Origin of the sequence: Paenibacillus sp. NPDC058071, from assembly GCF_042885235.1 — a bacterium.
Classification (GTDB): Bacteria; Bacillota; Bacilli; order Paenibacillales; family Paenibacillaceae; genus Pristimantibacillus.
In genome coordinates, this window is sequence record NZ_JBHVSK010000002.1 from 446,184 (window position 1) to 465,498 (window position 19,315).

The following is a 19,315-nucleotide window of genomic DNA, read 5'->3' on the forward strand; positions in this document are numbered from 1 at the left end:
TATTTAATAAAAATTTGCGGTAGGAATCTTGCTTTAAAAGCGAACACTATCGTTTCTCCAGAATCCCTCTGCCCCTTCGCTGCTCTCTCCTTTTCAGTCATACACTGATTTTAAGGTTGATCCTATAAGTGATAAAATAAGGACTGCTTGTTGGGACGACGCATTATACATGCCGTCCAACAAGCAGTCCTTTTCGCGTTTACGCACGTTAAGCTTAACGTCTTCGCAGAGCTTATTTCGACGTTGAAAGTTTCACGATGCCTTCCACCTTTTCGATCGACGAGCCTCCGCCTTCATAAGCCAGCTTAACGTTTACAGATTGACTGTCGGGATTCCAGCTGGCGAGCAGCCAAATGAGCGCAAACAGCTTATACCCTTTTATCACCGTGCGTTTGTTTTCCAGCTTTCCGTCCCGCAAGTCAGCGATCGTCACTTCCTCGTTCACCAAATTTTGAATTAGGATATGCTTCTCGTCCGGAGACAGGCTGAACGAATAATTGTGCCGATAAGGATCGGTATCCGTTGCTCCAATCAGCGTCGTGCAATATTTAATTGCCGGATCGTATAGGAAGACACCGTCCTCTCCGCTAAACTGCCCGGCGAACAATAGCTTTCCATCCGCAAGCGGCTGATAGGCTCCCAAGTACAAGTCTGCGCTCACCAACACCGGCTCAGCTTTCAAGCTGTCCAGATTGACTTTGTACAGATCTTCGAGCTGTCCGCTCCCAATAGCAAGCGGTACATATAACTCATTTTGTACCACTTTAAAATTATGAGCATACCCGTAGGAATCTCCCGCAAATTCCTTCAACCGGATCGTTTTAACGGTATCTGTCGCCGTATCGGTGACATCTATTTCTCCCATGCCTTTATTAACAATGACATAGCGCCCTTCCGCATCTCCGAACTGGACGTCGCTTTCATATAGCCTTCGGCCCGGTGTCTCGTCAACGCCTTCCGTATGTTCAAGCACCACCGGCACTTCTTTGCTGACACGGCTCTCGATGTCGTATAAGAAGACCGACATCCCTTCGCTGTACAGCGCCTTTCTGCCATTCCCTGAAACTACTGTTGCCTGCTTCCCTATCAACTGAGATAAGGATGATTCGCCTGCTTCTTCACCTTCAATAGCTGCAACGTAGAAGCCTTGTTTTCGGTTAAAATACATTTTGCCGTCTAGTATTGCCAAGATGTCCTCCGCGTCAATCTGCTCGTCGAGCGGCATCGGAAGCACCTGTCCATCCAGCAGCAGCGCCTCCGTTTTGTGGATATCCTCCCTGACATCCTCGCTCAGCAGAAAGGAAGAGGACAATGCAGTCCCCGTTCCGATTCCCGTTCCCGTACCCATTGCAGAACAGCCTCCTAAAGCAACCGCCGCCGCTAGAATCCCCGCTAACAACCCGCTGCTTTTGACTTTCGTACTCGCCGTCCGCCCCATCCGTTGTACCTTCATGATCGCTTCCACTCCTTTATATCGTTTATAACGATCACTATACCGAACGTTTATGTCCGATTTGCCGGCGGTTGTTGCCGAGTTATGAACGGATCGGCAATTCAACCCGAACGACAACCCCGCTATCTTCCTGACGGAAAACAATAGTACCCTCATGGCGTCCCACAATCGTTCTGCAAATCGAAAGACCGAGTCCGATCCCTTCCGAATTCCCACTCAAGGATTCATTTGATCGATAGAACGGCTTGAACACGAGCAGTTCGTCGTTCTCCAAGCCGCTGCTGCTTTCATTTCGGACCTCTATGATGGCTCGCTCCTCCTCTTGGAACGCATGTACGAATATTTTCGTGCCCGGAGTGCCGTATTTGATCGCATTATCGAACAGGTTAACCCACACCTTCCGCAGCTCGTCCTTCTCCCCGACGATCGTTCCAGCCTGCAGCTCGCACTTCAGATTCATGTCATAACGCGCCGCTTTCAGCTCCATATCCTCACAGCAGCTTGCCAACTGGCCGTCTAGATCGAACGGCTCTCTCGGGGGAGGCGGTTCCGTCTCCTCTCTGCGCGCCTGCTCCAACAATTCCGCGACCATGCCGCTCAATCGATCACTCTCTGTTTTGATGCGTTCGGCCGCACGCATCAGAAATACGGGATCGTCAAAATTCGGTTCGCCGATAATTTGCGCATAGCCCGATATTGACGTGAGAGGCGTCTTCAGTTCATGCGTCATCTGTTGATAAAATCGCCTTTTGCTTTGCTCCAGCTCAGCGATCCGGTTCCGCTCCGCCGCCAGACGCGTAAGCTGCTCCTCAAGTTGCTCTTTCATCTGGTTAAAGCTGGCCGTTAACTGTCCCGCTTCGTCGTTTCGCTCGCGCAAAAGCGGCTCCTCCGATTGCCGGCCTTCGCCGAAGCCCTTCATGGCGCGAGACAGCCGAACGAGCGGACGCGTCATCCGGCTCGCCAGCAAATAAGAAAATATCGTTACCGCTATAAAGAGAATTCCCGCAAACCAAGCAAAGCTTCTCAGTATCGCTTCATTATGCTTGTACCGCACAGAGTAGTCGCTTGTCAGACGAAGCATTCCGTCATACTGATCATTTGTATAATAGGGGAGCGTCAAAATAGCTAGATGCTTATTGCCTTCTTGCAGCATTGTGACGACTGATTTGTTTTCCAAACTAAGCTTGCGCTCCTCCTCTAGATGATGCATAAAAGCGTTCGAAGGCTTCGTCTTGAAACGAACAGTTCCTACCTTATCCAGAAACGTTTCCTCGACGAAAGTGCCCTCCTTGTCGAAGAAGACAATCGGATGACCTATACTGCGGCTTATACTGGAAAACAGCGACGATCGCTCATCAGCCGCAACGTTCTCGCTCGATTGGCTCATAAGGCTGCGCTGCTGAATTTGGTCGTACACCAGCCCTTGCAGCTTCGTCATATCTTCGCGAATCACCGCTCTCGTCTGCTCGGCCAATATTTGCGAAATATAAGAGTATAGACTCACGGTAGAAATCGAGAAAATAAGTAAAAACCCCAGCGTAAACTTCCAATGAAGCGGAAACGTCCTTCTGCTTCTGCTCATACCGCCCCACGCTCTCCCCAGCGATAGCCGATCCCGAACACGGTCTCGATCAGCGAGGCATCCAGCTTCTTACGAATGCGCTGCACATGAACGTCCACCGTTCGCAAATCGCCGTCGTAATCCATCTCCCACACATGGTCGACAATTTCCTCTCGGGAGAATACACGGCTTGGATATTCATGAAACAGCAGCAGCAGCTCGAATTCCTTCGGCTTCAGCTTCACTTCCTGCCCATCCTTGTAGACCGCATATCCCTTCTTGTCCATTTCCACGTCCTGACTCAGCCGCACTCTGTGCTGAACTGCCCCCGCTTTTTCCTTCCGTCTTAACAGCGCTTTAATCCGAGCCGAAACCTCTCGCAGCTCGAACGGCTTGGTCATATAATCATCGGCACCTAGCTCCAGCCCAATTATTTTATCTACCGTGTCAGTCCTCGCAGTTAGCATTAATATCGGGATAGAATACCTTTCCGACACCTGTCTGCAGATGTCGAAGCCGTTGGCGTCCGGCAGCATGGCGTCCAACAGCAGCACATCCGGCTCCGCTTGCTCCAGCAAACGAAGCCCGCCCTTGCCCGTACCGGCCGCCAAGACCTGATACCCTTCTCCTCTAAGCGCGTAGGTCAGCAAATCGCGGATCGCCTCGTCATCTTCCACGATCAGCAGCTTCTTTCTCGTCTGCTCCCGCATCTTTTTCCCTCGCTTCCCAAATCTGCAAATCTATTCTTCTATTATAGCCGACAAATGTTGCCGTCTTATAGACAGAATAAAATGGATAGGTTGATGTGGCAGGCGTAAATAATCAGCGTAAGGAAGGAAATATCAGCCATGCGTCGCGAATAAGTATCATGGGCTTTTGTTTTTCATTTTGAAGGGAGCGATGTGGAATGAAAACGATGAAAATGGCAGCGGTAAAAGGAACATTTCAGCACTAGAGGCAGAGGAAGTCGAATTCCTCTGCGAAACTTATTTTAGGGAGGAATTTTCGAATGGGAATTACGCTACAACCGATTACTTTGGACAACTGGTACACTTGCACAAAGCTGAAGGTGAAGCCGGAGCAGCTTGCTGTTTTTCCCGCGCCGGTCGTGTATTGGATTGCGGAATCGAAGTATGTTGAGGATTTTGAATTACAAGCTATTTATCAGAAGGATGAAGTTGTTGGCTTTATCGTATTTAGTACGAAGCCGGATGAAGAGGACCGCTACTGGATTCCCGCTCTCATGATCGATGAACAGCATCAAGGCAAGGGTTATGGCCGAGCCGCAATGAAACTGCTTATTGCTTACATGACCTCTTTAAACTTTCATCCGTTAGTCATTGGACACCGTCCAAACAATGAAATAGCCGGCAAGCTGTATGAAACCTTAGGCTTTCAAAAGATTAGCGATGACATTATAGACGGTGAAATTATCCGTCTTCTCGCCTAAATAGATGTTCCGCCAGCGTTAAAAAAACAGCGCCCTCACTCAAATCGACGAGGGCGCTGTTTTTTTCGTTCTAATAATAAACCTTTATCGTCACAATCTCGAAAGCTCTGAAGGATAGCGTGGCTTCTCCCGCTTCGTTCACGGCCAGCTCCTCCAGCTCTTCCTCCAGCAAATTCGTAATCGCCGCCCGAACCGGCGCCTTGCCGAAGGTTAATTTCGTCGTAACGGCCGACCGCTCCGCTTCGTACAGACGAACGACATAAGCGTCATCTTCCTCGGCCGGTTTCACCGCTTCAACAATGACGTTTGGAGCTGCAACCTGCAGCAACGATCCGCTTCCTTCTGCCTGACGACCTTCAGTTGCCAGAATCGGCATGTTGAGCTCGTAGGCCGGACGGATTACCGTCTCCGACTGGAAGCCGCTGTTGTGCGGCAGGAAGGAGTACGTCACTTCATGCACGCCTTCGTCGCCGCGAGGATCGGGATGGCAGCCGCCTTTATGCAGCGTCAGCCTCATATCCGAGCCTGACACCGAGATGCCGTACTTGCTGTCGTTCAGCAAAGCAACGCCATAACGGTTCTCGGACAGGTCGGTCCACTTATGATTGCACACCTCGAACATCGCTTGATCGTAAGTTGTGTTGCGGTGCGTCGGCCGTTCCACATGACCGAATTGTACTTCATGGCGCGCATAGCCGCCAAGCACCTGCACGTCAAAGCCAACCTTCAGCAGTTGGTAGCGATCCTTCCAGTCGATGATCGTCTCGAAGTCAACACGAGCGTCGTCGGAATAAAACACGATGTCCTGCTTCAGCGTCGAGGAACGGCCGATCCGATATTCGCTGCGCACTCGGAACTGTAAAGGTCCGTCCGCAACGACCTCGCGGGATACGAGGCCGGTTTGCAGCTCCAGCTTTAAATCGATGTCCGGATCGATATCCCAGTTGTCCCATGCGAGTGGAACATCCTCGCCCATAAGCAGCGCATTCAGCGGGAAGCCTTTGCCGACAAGCTCGCGGCCGCTAGGCTGATCGACAAATGAACGGATATAGCCATTGTCGTCGAACGAAACCGACGCGAAAGGCGTCTCCAATGTGCTTCCGTCGTAACGGAATGGATTAATCGTGCTGTCCGACGTATCGCCGCCGAGCGGCACTGTCGTATGGCCAAGCGCCGGTACGCCAACGCCGCCGACCGCCAGCTTCGCATTCCCGTTCAGATCTGTGAAGCGCTGCGTAACGACGGAAGGAGCGGACGGCACCCTGCCGTCTTCCCGAGCCGCTATCACCAATTGCCCACTGCGCGCCCAACTGAGCGTATTCCATAAGGTGACGGAATCGTCGCCATGCGAAGCTGCTTGCATCAGTTGGCTTGAAAGCTCTGCCGCCCTGACGATAATATCGCCGACCTCGCGAATAGCCCGATCATGCACCTCTGGAATGGATGTGCCCGGAAGAATATCGTGGAATTGGTTGATGAGCAGCAGCTCTTCCAGTTCGGCTTTCTCCGCAGCAATGTCCGGGTTGTAATCGCCAGCGGCGGCCGCAACGGCTTCAAGCAGCTCCAAATCATGAAGCGCTATTTCCGCTTTGCGATTGTTTCGCTTAATTTGAGCCATCTGCGTCAGCGTGCCGCGATGCCCTTCGAAATACAGCTCGCCTGCATAGACCGGCAGCTTCGACGTATCCCGCAGCTCCTGCATGAACGCGCTAACTGTCGTATGCGACGTTTTCGGTACGCCTTCCACATCCTCCAGCCTGCGGGCCGTCTCCAGCATGCCGTCATGCGGACCGCCGCCGCCGTCGCCGAAGCCGTACGAGATTAAACGGCGGTCGTTCACTTGCTTATGCTGAATATCGTTCATATCCCCTTGCGAGCCGTAGATACGACCGATAATCGTCTCTGCATCAGGCCAGCAATGGATATGATTGAAATGGGTGAGCACCGGCGTGCCGTCGAGTCCCTTCCATATAAACGTATCGTAAGGGAACCGATTCGTATCGTTCCAGCTCAGCTTCGTCGTCAAGAAGGACGTAATGCCGACTCCCTTCAAAATTTGCGGAATAGCGGCGCTGTAACCGAACGTGTCGGGCAGCCAGAACGTATCAGCCGTATAGTTGAAATGCTTCCTCGTATACCGCTGTCCTCTCAAGAACTGGCGGACAAGCGATTCTCCCGACGTCAAATTGCAATCCGGCTCAATCCACGAGCCGCCAGTCGGCTCCCACCGTCCTTCGGCCACTCGCTCTACAATTCCTTCGAATACTGAAGGATAGTGCCGGCGCATAAGCTCAGCGTGAAACGGCGAGCTTTGCACAAACAAATATTCAGGATACTGCTCCATCAGGCTAAGCGCATTGGAATAAGTTCTGGCGCATTTCCGAATGACCTCGTCGCGCGTCCACAGCCAGGCTGTATCCATATGAGAATGTCCGATAATGCCTGCGGACGGCGCGGAATCGCCGTTTTTCTTCGCAAGCAGCGGCTCCATGCTGCGGACGGCGACCGCCAAGCCTTCTCTCCACACCGTCTCTTCCGCTTCCTCCGGCTTTTGCACCACCGCTTCGAACACATCCAGCAAGCCGTTCATAATTTGGCCTTTGCGGAACGAATCGGTGCTTGGAGCAGATACGATCTGTACAAGCGTCGACAGATCATACAGAAAACGGTTGACGTCCTCGCGGCGCTCGCCGATATAAATTCCTTCAAACTCGCGATTGTTCGGGTCTGTATATGTATCGTTGGACGCATAGGTTTGATAAGGCTGCGTACCAACGATTTGCTTTCCTGCATAGCCTTCGAAAGCGAGCTCCGCCGTTGTCCCGGCTTCGGCCCGTTCGGTCAGCAGCAGCGCGCGATGGAAGCCAAGCTGCACGGAGTTGCTTTTGACGTTATAAATGCCTCTCGGACGTCCGTCAATCCAAAGCATTGCTTCGTGAGCGTCCGTCTTCGCTTCAATATAGAGCTTCTTTCCGTGCAGGCGCTCAGGAATGCGATATTGTCCTTTAAACCAGGCCGACCCGCCAGGTTGGCCCCAATGCGTACCCGAAGAGATGGGCTGCCAAGCCGCTTCTGCAGGAACGGCATATAAATGCTCCATCGTCTCAAAATAGGCAACGTCGACCGTATCGACCCGCTCGTACAAAAAGTCCCTGTAATGCTCTACTAACCGCCTCACCTTCTGCAAAGTGCGGTCAAGCTGCTTTACGTTAACCAAGTTTACTCATCCTCTCCAAGCTATAATTAGCGATGTTGTTCAAAAAAAAGAGAAGCCGCCTTCAAAGGCAGGCTTCTCTTTTTCTATTGCTTATTTATAGGACGGCTTCGACTTGTCGGTTTGGTTTGCGTTCACTTCGTCGATAATTTGGCTGCCGCCGGCGTTCAGCCATGCTTCAACCTGCTTATTCCAATCGACCAGCGTCTGCTTGTGGTTAATGACAAAGCCTTTCACAATGCTGTTCAAGTTGTCCTCGTAAATTTTGGCGCCGATTTTGCTATCGGTTTCGCTAGGAATGAATGGGTTACGGTAATCTGGATATTCAATTGCCGTATATTCTTCATATTTGCTCTTGTACAAATCGTACAGCTCGGACACGCCGAGGCTTTCCATCCAATCTTTGTTGTACTCCCAGTCTACGCTGCCCGAATCGCTGAACGGCGTTAGCGTCCAGAACGGCTCCATTTGCGGACGTTTGTATTCGTCAGGAATTTTGTCTTCTGGGAATGGATAAATTTTGCCGTCTTTTACTTCGTAGTTCTTGCCTTCTACGCCGTATTTCATCATGTTATGTCCTTCGGTCAGCTCCCACTCCAAGTAGCGGAAAATGCCGTCCGGGTCTTTCGCTTTCGCCGAAATGTAGAACCCGCGGTCGATCGGCAGCAAGGAGCGGATACCGCCCTTAATGCCAGTCGGTCCTTCAAGCGGGGAAATAATGCCAACCTTCGCATTCGGCTCCGTTTTCCGCAGCTCGTTCACGATCGTTGGATAGTTATTGTAATGCGAGATGAGAACAGCAGCGCTGCCCGCTTTAAATTTATCCTCAGACTTGGAAGCGTTCGGACTTACGATCAAGTCCGGATCGACGAGACCGTTCTTGCTCAAGCTCTGCTCCCACTCGAAGAACGCCTGCTGCTCCTCCGCCATATACGAAGGCACCAGCTTATTCGGGTCGTCCTTGGACGGCTGCCATCCGTTCAAGCTTGCGCCGAAGGAAGTGGCAATCTCTTTGAACGTCCAGTTGTCGCTGACCGTCAACGGAATTTTTTTCTGTCCACCGATTGGCGTATCTTTAAATTTTTGTAGCGCCGCTACGAGTTCGTCTATCGTCTTCGGCTCTGGAATATTCAATTGTTCGAACCAGTCTTGACGGTAATAAGTCAGAAACGCCACATGCGGATTCAACGTATTAGGCAGGAAATAAATGTTGCCTTCTTTGTCCGTCAGCATATCCCACAGCTTTTGCGGTACGGCTTCTTTTACTTTCGGGTATTTATCCAAATACTCGTTGATTGGCAAAAACGCTCCTTGCTCCTGCGTTTCCCGGAAGAACGCGTCCGCCGGACCCGAACCCCACATTACATCCGGAATGGAGCCGGATGCGACGATCGTTTTGATTTTCGTGTCGTAATCGGATACAGGAACGATCTGTACGTTGATTTCGACATTTGCTTTCTCGAACAGCTCTTTTTCGAAAGCACCGCCTTTTTGATACGTCGCCGGACCCCAGATCGGTCTCAAATAGCTGAACTTTGTTGGTCCGTCGCTGTTCGTCCCGGACGTATTTCCTACTTCGCCAGTCGCTTGATTATTGGGCTTCTGTTCCCCCGTGCTCGTATTTCCGTTGGAGCAGCCGACCGCCGAAACGAGAAACATCGCGGCAGCAAGCGTTGCAGCAAACTTTTTCATTGGCTTCAAATCCCCCTAATTTTTTATTATGAGAACCCATGGATATGGATTGTCAACGCTATCAGCCTTTCACGGAGCCGATCATAATGCCTTTGACGAAATACTTTTGCAGGAACGGATAGGTCACCATAATCGGCACGATGGCGAATATGATCGCTGCCGCTTTAATGTTTTCCGGCGTAATGACCATTTTGGATGGATCGGTCACTATCGGAATGGCGCCCATGTTCATCATGTTTTGGTCGATGATGATCGAACGAAGCACGACCTGCAGCGGCCATAACGCATTATCGTTGATGAAGATGAGACCCGTGAAATAATCGTTCCAATGCCCTACCGCGTAAAACAGACCAACCGTTGCGAGAACCGGCTTCGAGAGCGGTAAAATGATTTTCATCAGTATCGTCAGTTCTGACGCGCCATCGATGGAGGCCGATTCCTCCAGCGCTTCCGGAATAGACCAGAAGAAGTTGCGCATGAGTACGAAGTTGAACGGAGACACCAGTCCGCCGATGATGAACACCCAGAGCGTATCGACGAGACCCAAGCTTTTCATCAGGATGTAGTAAGGGATCAGACCCGCGCCGATCAGCATCGGGATAATGATGACCCATGTGAAGAAGGTGTAGCCCGGCAGCTTCGTTTTCGACAGCCCGTAAGCGGCCGCCGCGGTAAACAACAGATTGAAAAACGTTCCCGCCACCGTTACAAACACCGTAATGAGAAAAGAGTTGGTCAGGACAGGAGTTCCAAAAATGTACTTGTAAGCGCTTAATGTAAACTCCCGAGGAAACAGCATCATCGGATGCAATCGGATTTGCGACGCTTCGCTAAAAGAGAGCGCAAGCACGTTCAAAATCGGAATAAAGGTTATAAGCCCTAGAAACAGCAGAATAATGTAAATGATCGTTTGCGCCCACCAAGGGTTTTGATTCAGCAGAGAAGAGCCTTTAGGGCGGATGCGAATGCGTCCTGCTGTCTGCGCCGATGCGTCGGTTTGCCTTACCATAAAGACCTTCCCTCCCACTTCTTGACCATAGAGTTAGCGGTAATGATTAGAATGCAACTGACAACGCCTTTGAATATACCGACAGCGGTTGCCAATGAGAAATCGTTAGACTGCAAGCCGATACGATACACGTAAGTATCGATAATGTCGGCAACGTCATAAACCGACGGGTTGTACATGTTGAATACTTGGTCGAAGCCGGCGTCCAGCAAGCTGGCCAGATTGAGCACGAACATTAGAATAATGATCGGCCGCATGCCCGGCAGCGTGATATGCCAGATTTGTCGCAGTCGTTTGGCGCCGTCTACACGGGCCGCCTCGTACTGCTCCGGGTCGATACTCGTGATCGCGGCCAAGTAAATGATCGCGCCCCAGCCGAATTCTTTAATAATGCCGGTTACGATGAGCACGGGCCGGAACAAATTCGTATCCGTTAGAAACTGGACGGGATCCATCCCCGCGTTGGTCAAAATCGTATTGAAAATCCCCGTCGGCCCGACAAAGTTAATCGCAATGCCTGCGTATACGACCCAGGATAAAAAGTGCGGGAAGTACGTGACCGTCTGGATCGATTTTTTAAACCACATCGATTTGACTTCGTTCAGCAAGATAGCGAACAGAATCGGAATCGGGAACCCGAAGATAAGTCCATACATGTGAATGATGATCGTATTTTTCAAAACAGCCATAAATTTAGCGGATGTGAAAATGTAGTGAAAATTATCCCATCCAACCCATGGGCTTGCTGCAATTCCTTTAAACGCAATGTACTTCTTGAACGCGATTGTCAAACCGTAGAACGGTATGTAGGAAAAAACGACAAAGTAAACGATTGCAGGAATGAACAGCAGGTACATCAAACGGTACCGCCACACCCTCTTCATCAGCACCGACCACTTGTTCTGTCGGGGCCGAAGCTCCAAACCAGCTTCCAGCATGCAGTCACCTCGATTTCGTCTTGATGTCAGGTAAGCGGTTACAAAACGAACCTGAGCTTTCGATCAATACTCGTTTCTTAGACCGGCGTATGAACGCCTCAGCTATCTTTTACCGATCCGCCTCCTTCACTTGTATATTTGTAATATGACCTTTTTACATGTTATTCTTGATGTAAAGTATAATATCACCAGCCTTCTCCAGCCGTCAAGAAAATATTTACATAGAAACATTTACATAAAATCAGCAAAGTTGTATATTTGTAATATAAATAATCAAGGAGATTAAATAAAATGGAGAAGTCGATGAAACGGGTCCCTCACTATATTCAGATTCGGAAATATGTGAATGATCAAATCGGCCAGCAGAATTGGAAGGAAGGCGACCGGCTGCCTTCAGAGAATGAACTGGCTGCTCAATTCGGCGTCAGCCGGATTACGGTGAAAAACGCGCTAGATAGCCTCGTCAAGGACGGGGTCATTTATCGTATTCAGGGGAAAGGCACCTACGTATCCATGCACGGTGGAGAACCGACGTTATATGCCAACGGCGGCAACTTACCGGCTTCTTCATCCCTGCCGGTTGTCGCCTATATTACGCCGGAGCTCAACAATTCGTTCACCGCCTTGCTGTTAAGCGGCATTGAGGAGGAGCTTGCCCGAAGCGGGCATAAGGTGATTATTTCGAAATCGGACGGCGATTTGGAGAAGGAGAAACGGCTCATTCAGGAGGCGATGGCTCTTGGGGTGAGAGGCATCTTGATTTTTCCGGCAGACGGGGAAATGTACAACGAAGAGATCATACAGCTGAGTATGTCCCATTTCCCAATCGTCCTGATCGATCGCGATTTTCCGGGACTATCCACCCACTGCGTCTGTTCCGACCATGCGGGCGGGGCTTATGCCGCGACCAAGCATTTTATCGATCTGGGCCATACCTCTATCGGCTTTCTGTCGGCCAGCCCTCGTTACACGAGCAGTATGGAGGAGCGTCTGAACGGCTATGAGCAAGCGCTGATCGACTCCGGCATGCCAATCTTCCATCATCATCGGGCAAGTATTGTCAGCCGTGACGATATCGCTGCGTTTCTGGAAGCCAACCCGGAAATTACGGCCGTTTTCGCCGAAAACTCCGGTGTCGGCAATGGCGTATTGGAAGCTGCAAAACAGCTGCAATGGAACGTGCCGGAGCGGCTGTCAGTCGCCTTCTTCGACGACATCGAGTATCATAACCTGCATGTTACACAGCCAACCGTCGTCATTCAGCAGGACAAAGCCATCGGCAGAGAGTCGGCGAAGCTGCTGCTGCAGGTGATGGCCGATCCGCTCCAGCAGAAGCAGAAGGTGCTGCTTCCGACGGAGCTGCTGCAGCGTCAATCGTCTGCAGCGCCGATGCCTTCCGTTAAGGCGTAAGAGCTGCGACGAAAAGGGTAATACAAAAAAGAAGAAGCATGCGAAAAGTCGCATGCTTCTTCTTTTTTGTATTTTCACCGGACTATACAGGCTGACACAGTCGATTTAGACAATCGTTTTAGGCGAGGGTGCCGTACGCCCCCTCGCCTCCGGTCAGCTTCCCGTTCCTTGATAACGATTCAGTCCTACGCTCCACACCCGGTACGCGATGAAGAACAAAATAAGGCCAACAGCCGGGGCGGTGTAAGGCAGCCAAGAAGCGAACAAAGAGCTGCCGTCTTTATCGAGAATGATATGGGCCGGATAAAAGTTGACGAAGCCGTACGGAATAACAAACGTTAAGACGCCCCGCAAAACCTTGCCGTAGATCGAGATCGGATAATCCGCCAAACCGCGAATCCCGTACAAAACCACATCCATAAACGACCTTGCGCGAACGACCCAGAAGCACATCGAGCCGCTGATCACAATGAAAGAAGCTTGAATCAGCACCGCTCCGAGCAGCGTTACCGCAAAGCTAACGTAAGCGCCAAAGCCGGGACTGATGTCTAAATGATTAAAGCAAAATACCATCATAATAACCGCAATCACAATGTCGCCGAGAAAGAAGTGGCCGAAGCCGCGAATAATCATATGGATAAACGGATTGATCGGCTTGACGAGCAAGCTGTCAAACGAGCCCTTGTAGACATCCTCCTCGATAGCGTCCATTTGGAAAAAGAAAAACACCGCCGCAATCGCGTAAGTCAGCATATTCAGCGTGTAAATGAGCATGACCTCGTACATATTCCAGCCGTTAATCGTTTGAAAGCGGCTCATCAGCGCCCAAATAAGCGCGTAGCTGACAATATGATTAAGCGCAAAGCCGACAAAATCCATGTAGAAGCCGAAACCGTACTCGGTTTTGCTTCTAAAGTATATCGGAATGAATCTGGCGTAAAGCTTAAAAAATCTCATCTCCTCTTAGCCCCCCTGAACGACAAGCCGGCGTACGGCTCTCGACCACATCCACTTTTGCAGCAGCAGAAAACCGGCGATCCATGCTAATTGCTGAACGATGATAGCAAGCAGTTCCTGACCGCTCGTCACTTTCCCCAAATAGACGGAGATCGGTTCATAATAAATAAGACGGAACGGCATGAAATAAGAAAGCTGCATCAGCGAATCAGAGAAAAACCAAATCGGAAGAAACGCTCCCGAGAACAGCCGGATGAGCCCGTTCAATACCGTATTGACCTGCCACACCAGGACGTACCAGAAGGCAATCAATCCTATCGTATACGTAATTAGAAAGTTCAATAATAGACCGTTGATGACAAGCACGAAGAACACCAAAGCATTCCCAGGCGACGGCAGCTGAATATGGAAAATCAGCAGGCTGACAGTCACTAGCGGAATCAGTTCGAACAGCATCCGGTACATGTTCCGGCCGAACGCCTGGCAAAAAACAACCGATCGAAAGCTCATCGGCTTCAGCAAATCCATCGCAATTTCACCCGAGGACACTTTCGAGCTCACTCTGAAAATAACGTCATTCGTCGCGAATACCGAGATGATCGAGCTGATAACGACATACGTAATCATTTCCTGAATCGAGATCGCGCCCGCTTTCGAGTTCAAGTGTCCCGTTCCGTCGAACAAAGCATGCCAAATATACACTTGCACAAATATTTTGAACAGCTGGCCGAACAGGAACAATAGCACTTCCGCCCGGAAAGCGAGCAGTGAGCGAAAAGCGTTCATCGTCATTTCGCGATAGAGCGCGATTCTCATACCATCACTTCCTGCCGCTCGATTTTCTCTTCCTGGCTGAATCCGGCGTACAATTTGCGAATAATCTCCTCGATCTCCGTTTCTTTTACGTTGAAATCGCGAACCGTATACCGCTCCATAATCCATTTGATGATAGAAGAAGAGTTCATCTTGTTTTTATCGTAAATGAGCTGATTGCGGGCGTCTTCGGTCTGACTGTACGCGACGCCCATGTCCTGCAGCGCTTCGTCCATCACAAAATTCTCTACCGTGTCTACCACCATCGTTTCCATATTGCCGTAATCATTCTTCAACGTTTGGAGATTGCCGTCATACATCAGCTTGCCGTGGTCGACGACCATGACGCGGCTGCACAGCTTCTCGATATCGGCCATATCATGCGTCGTTAAAATAACCGTCGTGCCTCTGTCGCGGTTAATCTCGCGTATGAATTCGCGAATTCTCTCTTTCACGACAACGTCGAGACCGATAGTCGGCTCGTCGAGGTAGACGATTGCCGGGTCGTGCAGCAAAGCTGCGCAAAGATCGGCACGCATCCGCTGGCCGAGGCTAAGCGCGCGAACGGCAACGTTTTTAAATTCATCCAGTCCTAAAATATCGCTGAACATCGCCATATTTTGAGCGAATCGATCTTCTGGAATATCGTACATATACTTGGTCAGCTTGAGCGATTCAATGACCGGAGTATCCCACCACAGCTGGCTTTTCTGTCCGAAAACAGCCCCGATTCGCCGCGCATTCTCAATCCGGTTCTCGAACGGAACGAGTCCGTTCACGCGCACAACCCCGCTGGTCGGCACGAGAATGCCCGCCATCATTTTAATCGTCGTCGATTTCCCCGCTCCATTCGGCCCGATATAGCCTACAATTTCCCCTTCGCCGATCGTAAACGAAATGCCCTCAACCGCAATTTTTTGTTCGTATTCGCGGTACACCAAGCTTTTCATTAATGGCCAAAATCCGTCTTTACGCTTCTGCCTTTTAAACTCCTTGCGCAAATTTTCAACTTGAATAAGCGCCATGACAGATCCTCCCCCATTTCATATCCAATTATTATATAAGGTGGAAGGAGATAAATATATATGGTAAAACAATCTTTTGAAGGTTAATATTGCTCAAATAAAAAGACACGCTTTGCTGCAAGCGTGTCTCATCTATATTACATTCCTATCGAAATGGCTGACATACTAGGTTTCCCGAACTCGTTAAAGCCGTAATGCAAAAAAACTGCGCCTCAGAGGTTAGATTGCATCTAATCCTTATGAGGCGCAGTTTCTTTTTCTTAGATAAGGAATCCGCCGTCAACGACAAAGTCCGCCCCCGTCGAATAGCTGGAATCGTCCGATGCCAAGAATACGGCCAGCTTGGACACCTCTTCCGGAGAAGCAAGGCGTTTCATTGGAATTCCTGCTACGATATTCGCCACTCTGTCCGGATCGGGGTCGCCGACCATTGGCGTTTGAATAACGCCAGGCATGATTGTGTTGACGCGAATATTGTACGGTACGAATTCAAGCGCAGCGACTCTGCTCATTCCACGAATTGCATACTTGGTTCCGCCGTAAGCGACGTTCCCCGGAATGCCTTTATCGCCAGCGGCGGAAGACACGTTGATGATCGAGCCGGAGCCCGCGCGTTCCATCGAAGGAAGTACGGCCTTCATGCCCAGGAACACACTGACTTGGTTGATGTTAACAACTCTCTGAAACTCTTCGACCGTCGTATCCCTAATCTCCTTCAAAAAAGCAACGCCCGCGTTGTTGACCAGAACGTTAACCGGACCGAATGCAGATTCGGTCGCTTCGACGACGCGCTCCCAATCCGCTGGATTCGAAACGTCTTGTTGGATGAACAGTGCATTGGCGCCAAGCTCCTTCGCCAACGCTTCCCCCTGCTCAACTAAAATATCTGTAAATGCGACCTTTGCGCCTTCCTCAATAAAAGCGCGAACATGAGCAGCTCCTTGTCCGCGAGAGCCTCCCGTTACGATAGCCACTTTCCCTGTCAATTTACCCATTGTAATTGCCTCCTCACATTGTAAGCGGTTTTAATCAAGTCCGACGCTAGCATTTTAACAATACCGATATCGAGGGGCAACCGACAAAATCGCGATTGTGTCGCTTACGCAATACTATTGGAATTCTGTCTTTCTTCTCTTAATTGGAAGCCGACAGCTGTTGCGTAAGAACGGGCGAATTTCCTATAATAAGGTTGCGGAGGTGACCATCATGTCGCATGTTCTCAATTCGAACGATCCTCGCGTTGTACGTACGCGCCAGCTTATTCTAGATGCGTTTGTCGCGCTGCTGAACAAACGAGACTTCAACGATATTACCGTAAGCGATATTACAAAGCAGGCAACGGTAAACCGCGCGACCTTTTACGCTCATTTTGCCGACAAATACGCTTTGCTGGATACGCTCCTCTCAGATACCTTTATGGAGTATGTGCAAAACCGGGTTGATACAAACAGCAAATTTTCTCATGATATGCTTAAAAACGTTATTATGGCCTTATGCGACTACCACGCGAACTCAAGCAGCCAAATCGCCAGACATTACGAATCGGCGGCTCCCGTTGTCGAAGCAAATATTAAATTGCAAATAGAACAGTTCGTAACCCGATCGCTCGGGCAGAGCTATCCGGCCCCGGATCCTACAAGCCACATGGTTATCACGATGGTCAGTTGGGCCATCTATGGCATTACTTATCGCTGGAACTGTCAGGGCCAGAAGGAATCGCCGGAGGAACTGGCCGATCGCGCCCTTCCAATCATGCTGACCGAGGGAGCCACCATGCTGGAGCTCTCGCGCCAAGTTGTCGATTCGGATGACGAGTATCGGGCGGCATGTGATCGAATTCCTGTCCAATTGTAGCGTTTATCTGTGATTATGTTGAAAAATAAAAGCTCGGGCAGCTTATTCCAATGAATAGGCTGCCGAGCTTATTTTGTACGTATAGATTAGCTGCAGCAAGCAAGCTGCAAAGCTGCCATTCTGTTTGAACTACGAAATAATAATCTTGCTGATGTTGGCTCCTCCATTGCCGCCGGTTATTTTAATGACATTGTTCGAGCCTGGATTCAAGTCGATAACACGGCTGACACGTCCCGTGAAGGTGCCCCATCCGCCGGTTCCCGGTAAAGTTACCGAATATCCGTTACCGGACGAATCTCCGCTTGCATTCACTCTAAAGGTTGAAGAGTTGTCGTTTGAGGCGTAGATTATCGTAAGCGTCTTCTGACCGCCAGTACCGCCATTAATGCCGGACACTTGAACGTTGGAGCCCGAGATGTGCAAGTTCTCAATATTGCCGCCCGAACGGGTCGCCCCGCCGCTAACGGTTACATTGGTTCCGCTCATCAGATATTCCGTCTCTTGAGGCGCCTGCCCTTTCAACGATACAGTCACTTTGGAGATATTGGCTCCACCCATGCCGCCTGTCAGCTTGATTGTGTTGTTCGTTCCAGGGTTCAGATCGATCAGACGGTTGGCTCTGCCGGTGTAATTGCCCCAGCCGCCCGTGCCCGGCAAGGACAGGAAGTAGCCGTCTCCCGCCGTATCGCCGCTGGAATCAACCTTAAAGGCCGCGCCTGTGTCACCCGATGAGTACTGAACGGTAATGAGCGCTTTGCCGCCTGCTCCGCCATTAATGCCGCTCAACTGGATGTAAGAGCCTTGCGTATGCATATTCTCCACATTTGCTCCTGGACGAACAGCTCCGCCGCCGATCGTTACGTTGCTGGCGTTCATCGCATATTCTGTTTTTTGCGTGTATTCGGTAAAGCTTTCATTAATGAGATCATAGTATTTAATCTCGGTTGCCGGAGAGCGCGGCCCGACAGCCGAAACGCCGCTCGTCGTTTGCGTTACCTTTTGAATCGTGCCGTCTGGATTGAAGTTGACCTGATCCACACAGACGGAGCGAAGCGTGCCGTTGGAAGAAATTTCGCCGTTGTGATAGAACATGTACCAGTTGCCTTTGTATTCGACGATCGAGCCGTGGGAAGTTTCGCTGTTTTTCACCGGATCGAGAATGACGCCGCGGTTTACCCATGGACCTAGCGGGCTGCTGCTTGTCGCGTACCGCATCCGGTTGGCTCCAGGGTTATTGTCGGAATACATCAGATAATAGATGCTGCCGCGCTTGAAAACCCATGACGCTTCATGGAAGTCTTCCAACTCTGTGAACTGCTTGAATTGTCCATCAATCGACATCATGTCGGCGCCCAGCTTGCCGCCGTAGCTTTTTCCTCCGCCGCCAGCGTATAGGTAGTAGCTGCCGTCATCATCGCGGAACACAGCAGGGTCGATCAAGTTGCTGCCCGGAAGCCCTTGGATATAGCCTTGATCCGTGAAATTGGCGGCAGGCTGATTGCTTGTCGCTACGCCGATCCTCCAAGTATCGTTCCAGTTCGTACCGCTTGGATGAGGGTAGTAGAAGTAGTAGGTGCCGTCTTTGTAAGCTGCATCGGGAGCCCACATAAAGCCGCCTTCCGGCCGTCCCCACGACACGTCGTCGGCGCGCAAAATCTCGCCTTCGTCTACCCAGTCGACCATGTTGTCCGACGAGAAGACGTGGTATTTATCCATTAAATCGCTGCCTCTGGAAGGGAAAATATCATGTGATGCGTATACGTAAATACGTCCGTCATTCCACACATGCGCGGAAGGATCGGCGGTAAAAATACTGGTGAATATAGGGTTTCCTGATGTGATGACGGGCTCTGCTGCTGATGAAGAAGAGGTGAATCCGGTAAATACAGTCAGCAACATCGTTCCTGACAAAAACAGACTCAAAAACTTTTTCCTCACT

The 19,315-nt window shown here is 50.5% G+C and carries 15 protein-coding genes; 3 read left to right on the forward strand and 12 right to left on the reverse strand.

Going from position 1 to position 19,315, the window contains the following annotated elements:
* Window positions 1-232 precede the first annotated feature (232 nt).
* From ACFVTB_RS04790 to ACFVTB_RS04800, 3 genes are all read right to left on the reverse strand, one after another.
* A complete protein-coding gene (locus ACFVTB_RS04790) occupies window positions 233-1,453 on the reverse strand; it encodes a hypothetical protein (protein WP_387745926.1) in 1,221 nt (406 codons plus the stop codon).
* 82 nt (window positions 1,454-1,535) lie between these two features.
* Entirely contained in the window at window positions 1,536-3,035 is a 1,500-nt protein-coding gene (locus tag ACFVTB_RS04795; RefSeq protein WP_387745928.1) for a sensor histidine kinase, read from the reverse strand.
* Complete coding sequence (locus ACFVTB_RS04800) at window positions 3,032-3,724, reverse strand: response regulator transcription factor (protein WP_387745930.1); 693 nt, start codon at window positions 3,722-3,724, stop codon at window positions 3,032-3,034. Before ACFVTB_RS04800 ends, ACFVTB_RS04795 begins: the two co-directional genes overlap by 4 nt.
* A gap of 299 nt (window positions 3,725-4,023) precedes the next feature.
* Between ACFVTB_RS04800 and ACFVTB_RS04805 the strand changes: the two genes are divergently transcribed.
* The gene (locus ACFVTB_RS04805; protein ID WP_387745932.1) at window positions 4,024-4,464 is read left to right on the forward strand and encodes a GNAT family N-acetyltransferase; all 441 of its coding nucleotides are present in this window, start codon (window positions 4,024-4,026) and stop codon (window positions 4,462-4,464) included.
* A gap of 70 nt (window positions 4,465-4,534) precedes the next feature.
* Here ACFVTB_RS04805 and ACFVTB_RS04810 read toward each other — a convergent pair whose 3' ends face one another.
* The 4 genes from ACFVTB_RS04810 to ACFVTB_RS04825 form a co-directional block, all read right to left on the reverse strand.
* On the reverse strand, window positions 4,535-7,681 hold the full coding sequence (locus tag ACFVTB_RS04810; protein ID WP_387745934.1) for an alpha-mannosidase: 3,147 nt from the start codon (window positions 7,679-7,681) through the stop codon (window positions 4,535-4,537).
* 90 nt (window positions 7,682-7,771) lie between these two features.
* Window positions 7,772-9,370: an extracellular solute-binding protein gene (locus ACFVTB_RS04815; protein WP_387745936.1), complete on the reverse strand. Its 1,599-nt coding sequence runs from the start codon at window positions 9,368-9,370 to the stop codon at window positions 7,772-7,774.
* Window positions 9,371-9,431: 61 nt separating this feature from the next.
* Complete coding sequence (locus ACFVTB_RS04820; RefSeq protein WP_387745938.1) at window positions 9,432-10,379, reverse strand: carbohydrate ABC transporter permease; 948 nt, start codon at window positions 10,377-10,379, stop codon at window positions 9,432-9,434.
* The gene (locus ACFVTB_RS04825) at window positions 10,373-11,317 is read right to left on the reverse strand and encodes an ABC transporter permease (RefSeq protein ID WP_387745940.1); all 945 of its coding nucleotides are present in this window, start codon (window positions 11,315-11,317) and stop codon (window positions 10,373-10,375) included. Before ACFVTB_RS04825 ends, ACFVTB_RS04820 begins: the two co-directional genes overlap by 7 nt.
* A gap of 291 nt (window positions 11,318-11,608) precedes the next feature.
* Here ACFVTB_RS04825 and ACFVTB_RS04830 point away from each other — a divergent pair, with 291 nt between their 5' ends.
* Window positions 11,609-12,727, forward strand: coding sequence for a LacI family DNA-binding transcriptional regulator (locus tag ACFVTB_RS04830; RefSeq protein ID WP_387745942.1), 1,119 nt, complete (start codon window positions 11,609-11,611; stop codon window positions 12,725-12,727).
* Window positions 12,728-12,880: 153 nt separating this feature from the next.
* On the opposite strand, the gene ACFVTB_RS04835 is transcribed toward ACFVTB_RS04830, so the two are convergent.
* The 4 genes from ACFVTB_RS04835 to ACFVTB_RS04850 form a co-directional block, all read right to left on the reverse strand.
* On the reverse strand, window positions 12,881-13,684 hold the full coding sequence (locus ACFVTB_RS04835) for an ABC transporter permease (protein WP_387745944.1): 804 nt from the start codon (window positions 13,682-13,684) through the stop codon (window positions 12,881-12,883).
* A 6-nt stretch (window positions 13,685-13,690) separates the two neighbouring features.
* Window positions 13,691-14,500, reverse strand: a complete 810-nt coding sequence (locus tag ACFVTB_RS04840; protein WP_387745946.1) for an ABC transporter permease — start codon at window positions 14,498-14,500, stop codon at window positions 13,691-13,693.
* The gene (locus ACFVTB_RS04845; RefSeq protein ID WP_387745948.1) at window positions 14,497-15,522 is read right to left on the reverse strand and encodes an ABC transporter ATP-binding protein; all 1,026 of its coding nucleotides are present in this window, start codon (window positions 15,520-15,522) and stop codon (window positions 14,497-14,499) included. The genes ACFVTB_RS04840 and ACFVTB_RS04845 overlap by 4 nt, the downstream gene beginning before the upstream one ends.
* A 260-nt stretch (window positions 15,523-15,782) precedes the next feature.
* Window positions 15,783-16,517, reverse strand: a complete 735-nt coding sequence (locus tag ACFVTB_RS04850; RefSeq protein ID WP_387745950.1) for an SDR family NAD(P)-dependent oxidoreductase — start codon at window positions 16,515-16,517, stop codon at window positions 15,783-15,785.
* A 211-nt stretch (window positions 16,518-16,728) separates the two neighbouring features.
* Here ACFVTB_RS04850 and ACFVTB_RS04855 point away from each other — a divergent pair, with 211 nt between their 5' ends.
* Window positions 16,729-17,376: a TetR/AcrR family transcriptional regulator gene (locus ACFVTB_RS04855; protein WP_387745952.1), complete on the forward strand. Its 648-nt coding sequence runs from the start codon at window positions 16,729-16,731 to the stop codon at window positions 17,374-17,376.
* Between the two features lie 129 nt (window positions 17,377-17,505).
* Here ACFVTB_RS04855 and ACFVTB_RS04860 read toward each other — a convergent pair whose 3' ends face one another.
* Window positions 17,506-19,314 carry a family 43 glycosylhydrolase gene (locus ACFVTB_RS04860; RefSeq protein WP_387745954.1) on the reverse strand — a complete coding sequence of 603 codons (1,809 nt, stop codon included), beginning with the start codon at window positions 19,312-19,314 and terminating at the stop codon, window positions 17,506-17,508.
* Window position 19,315 lies beyond the last annotated feature (1 nt).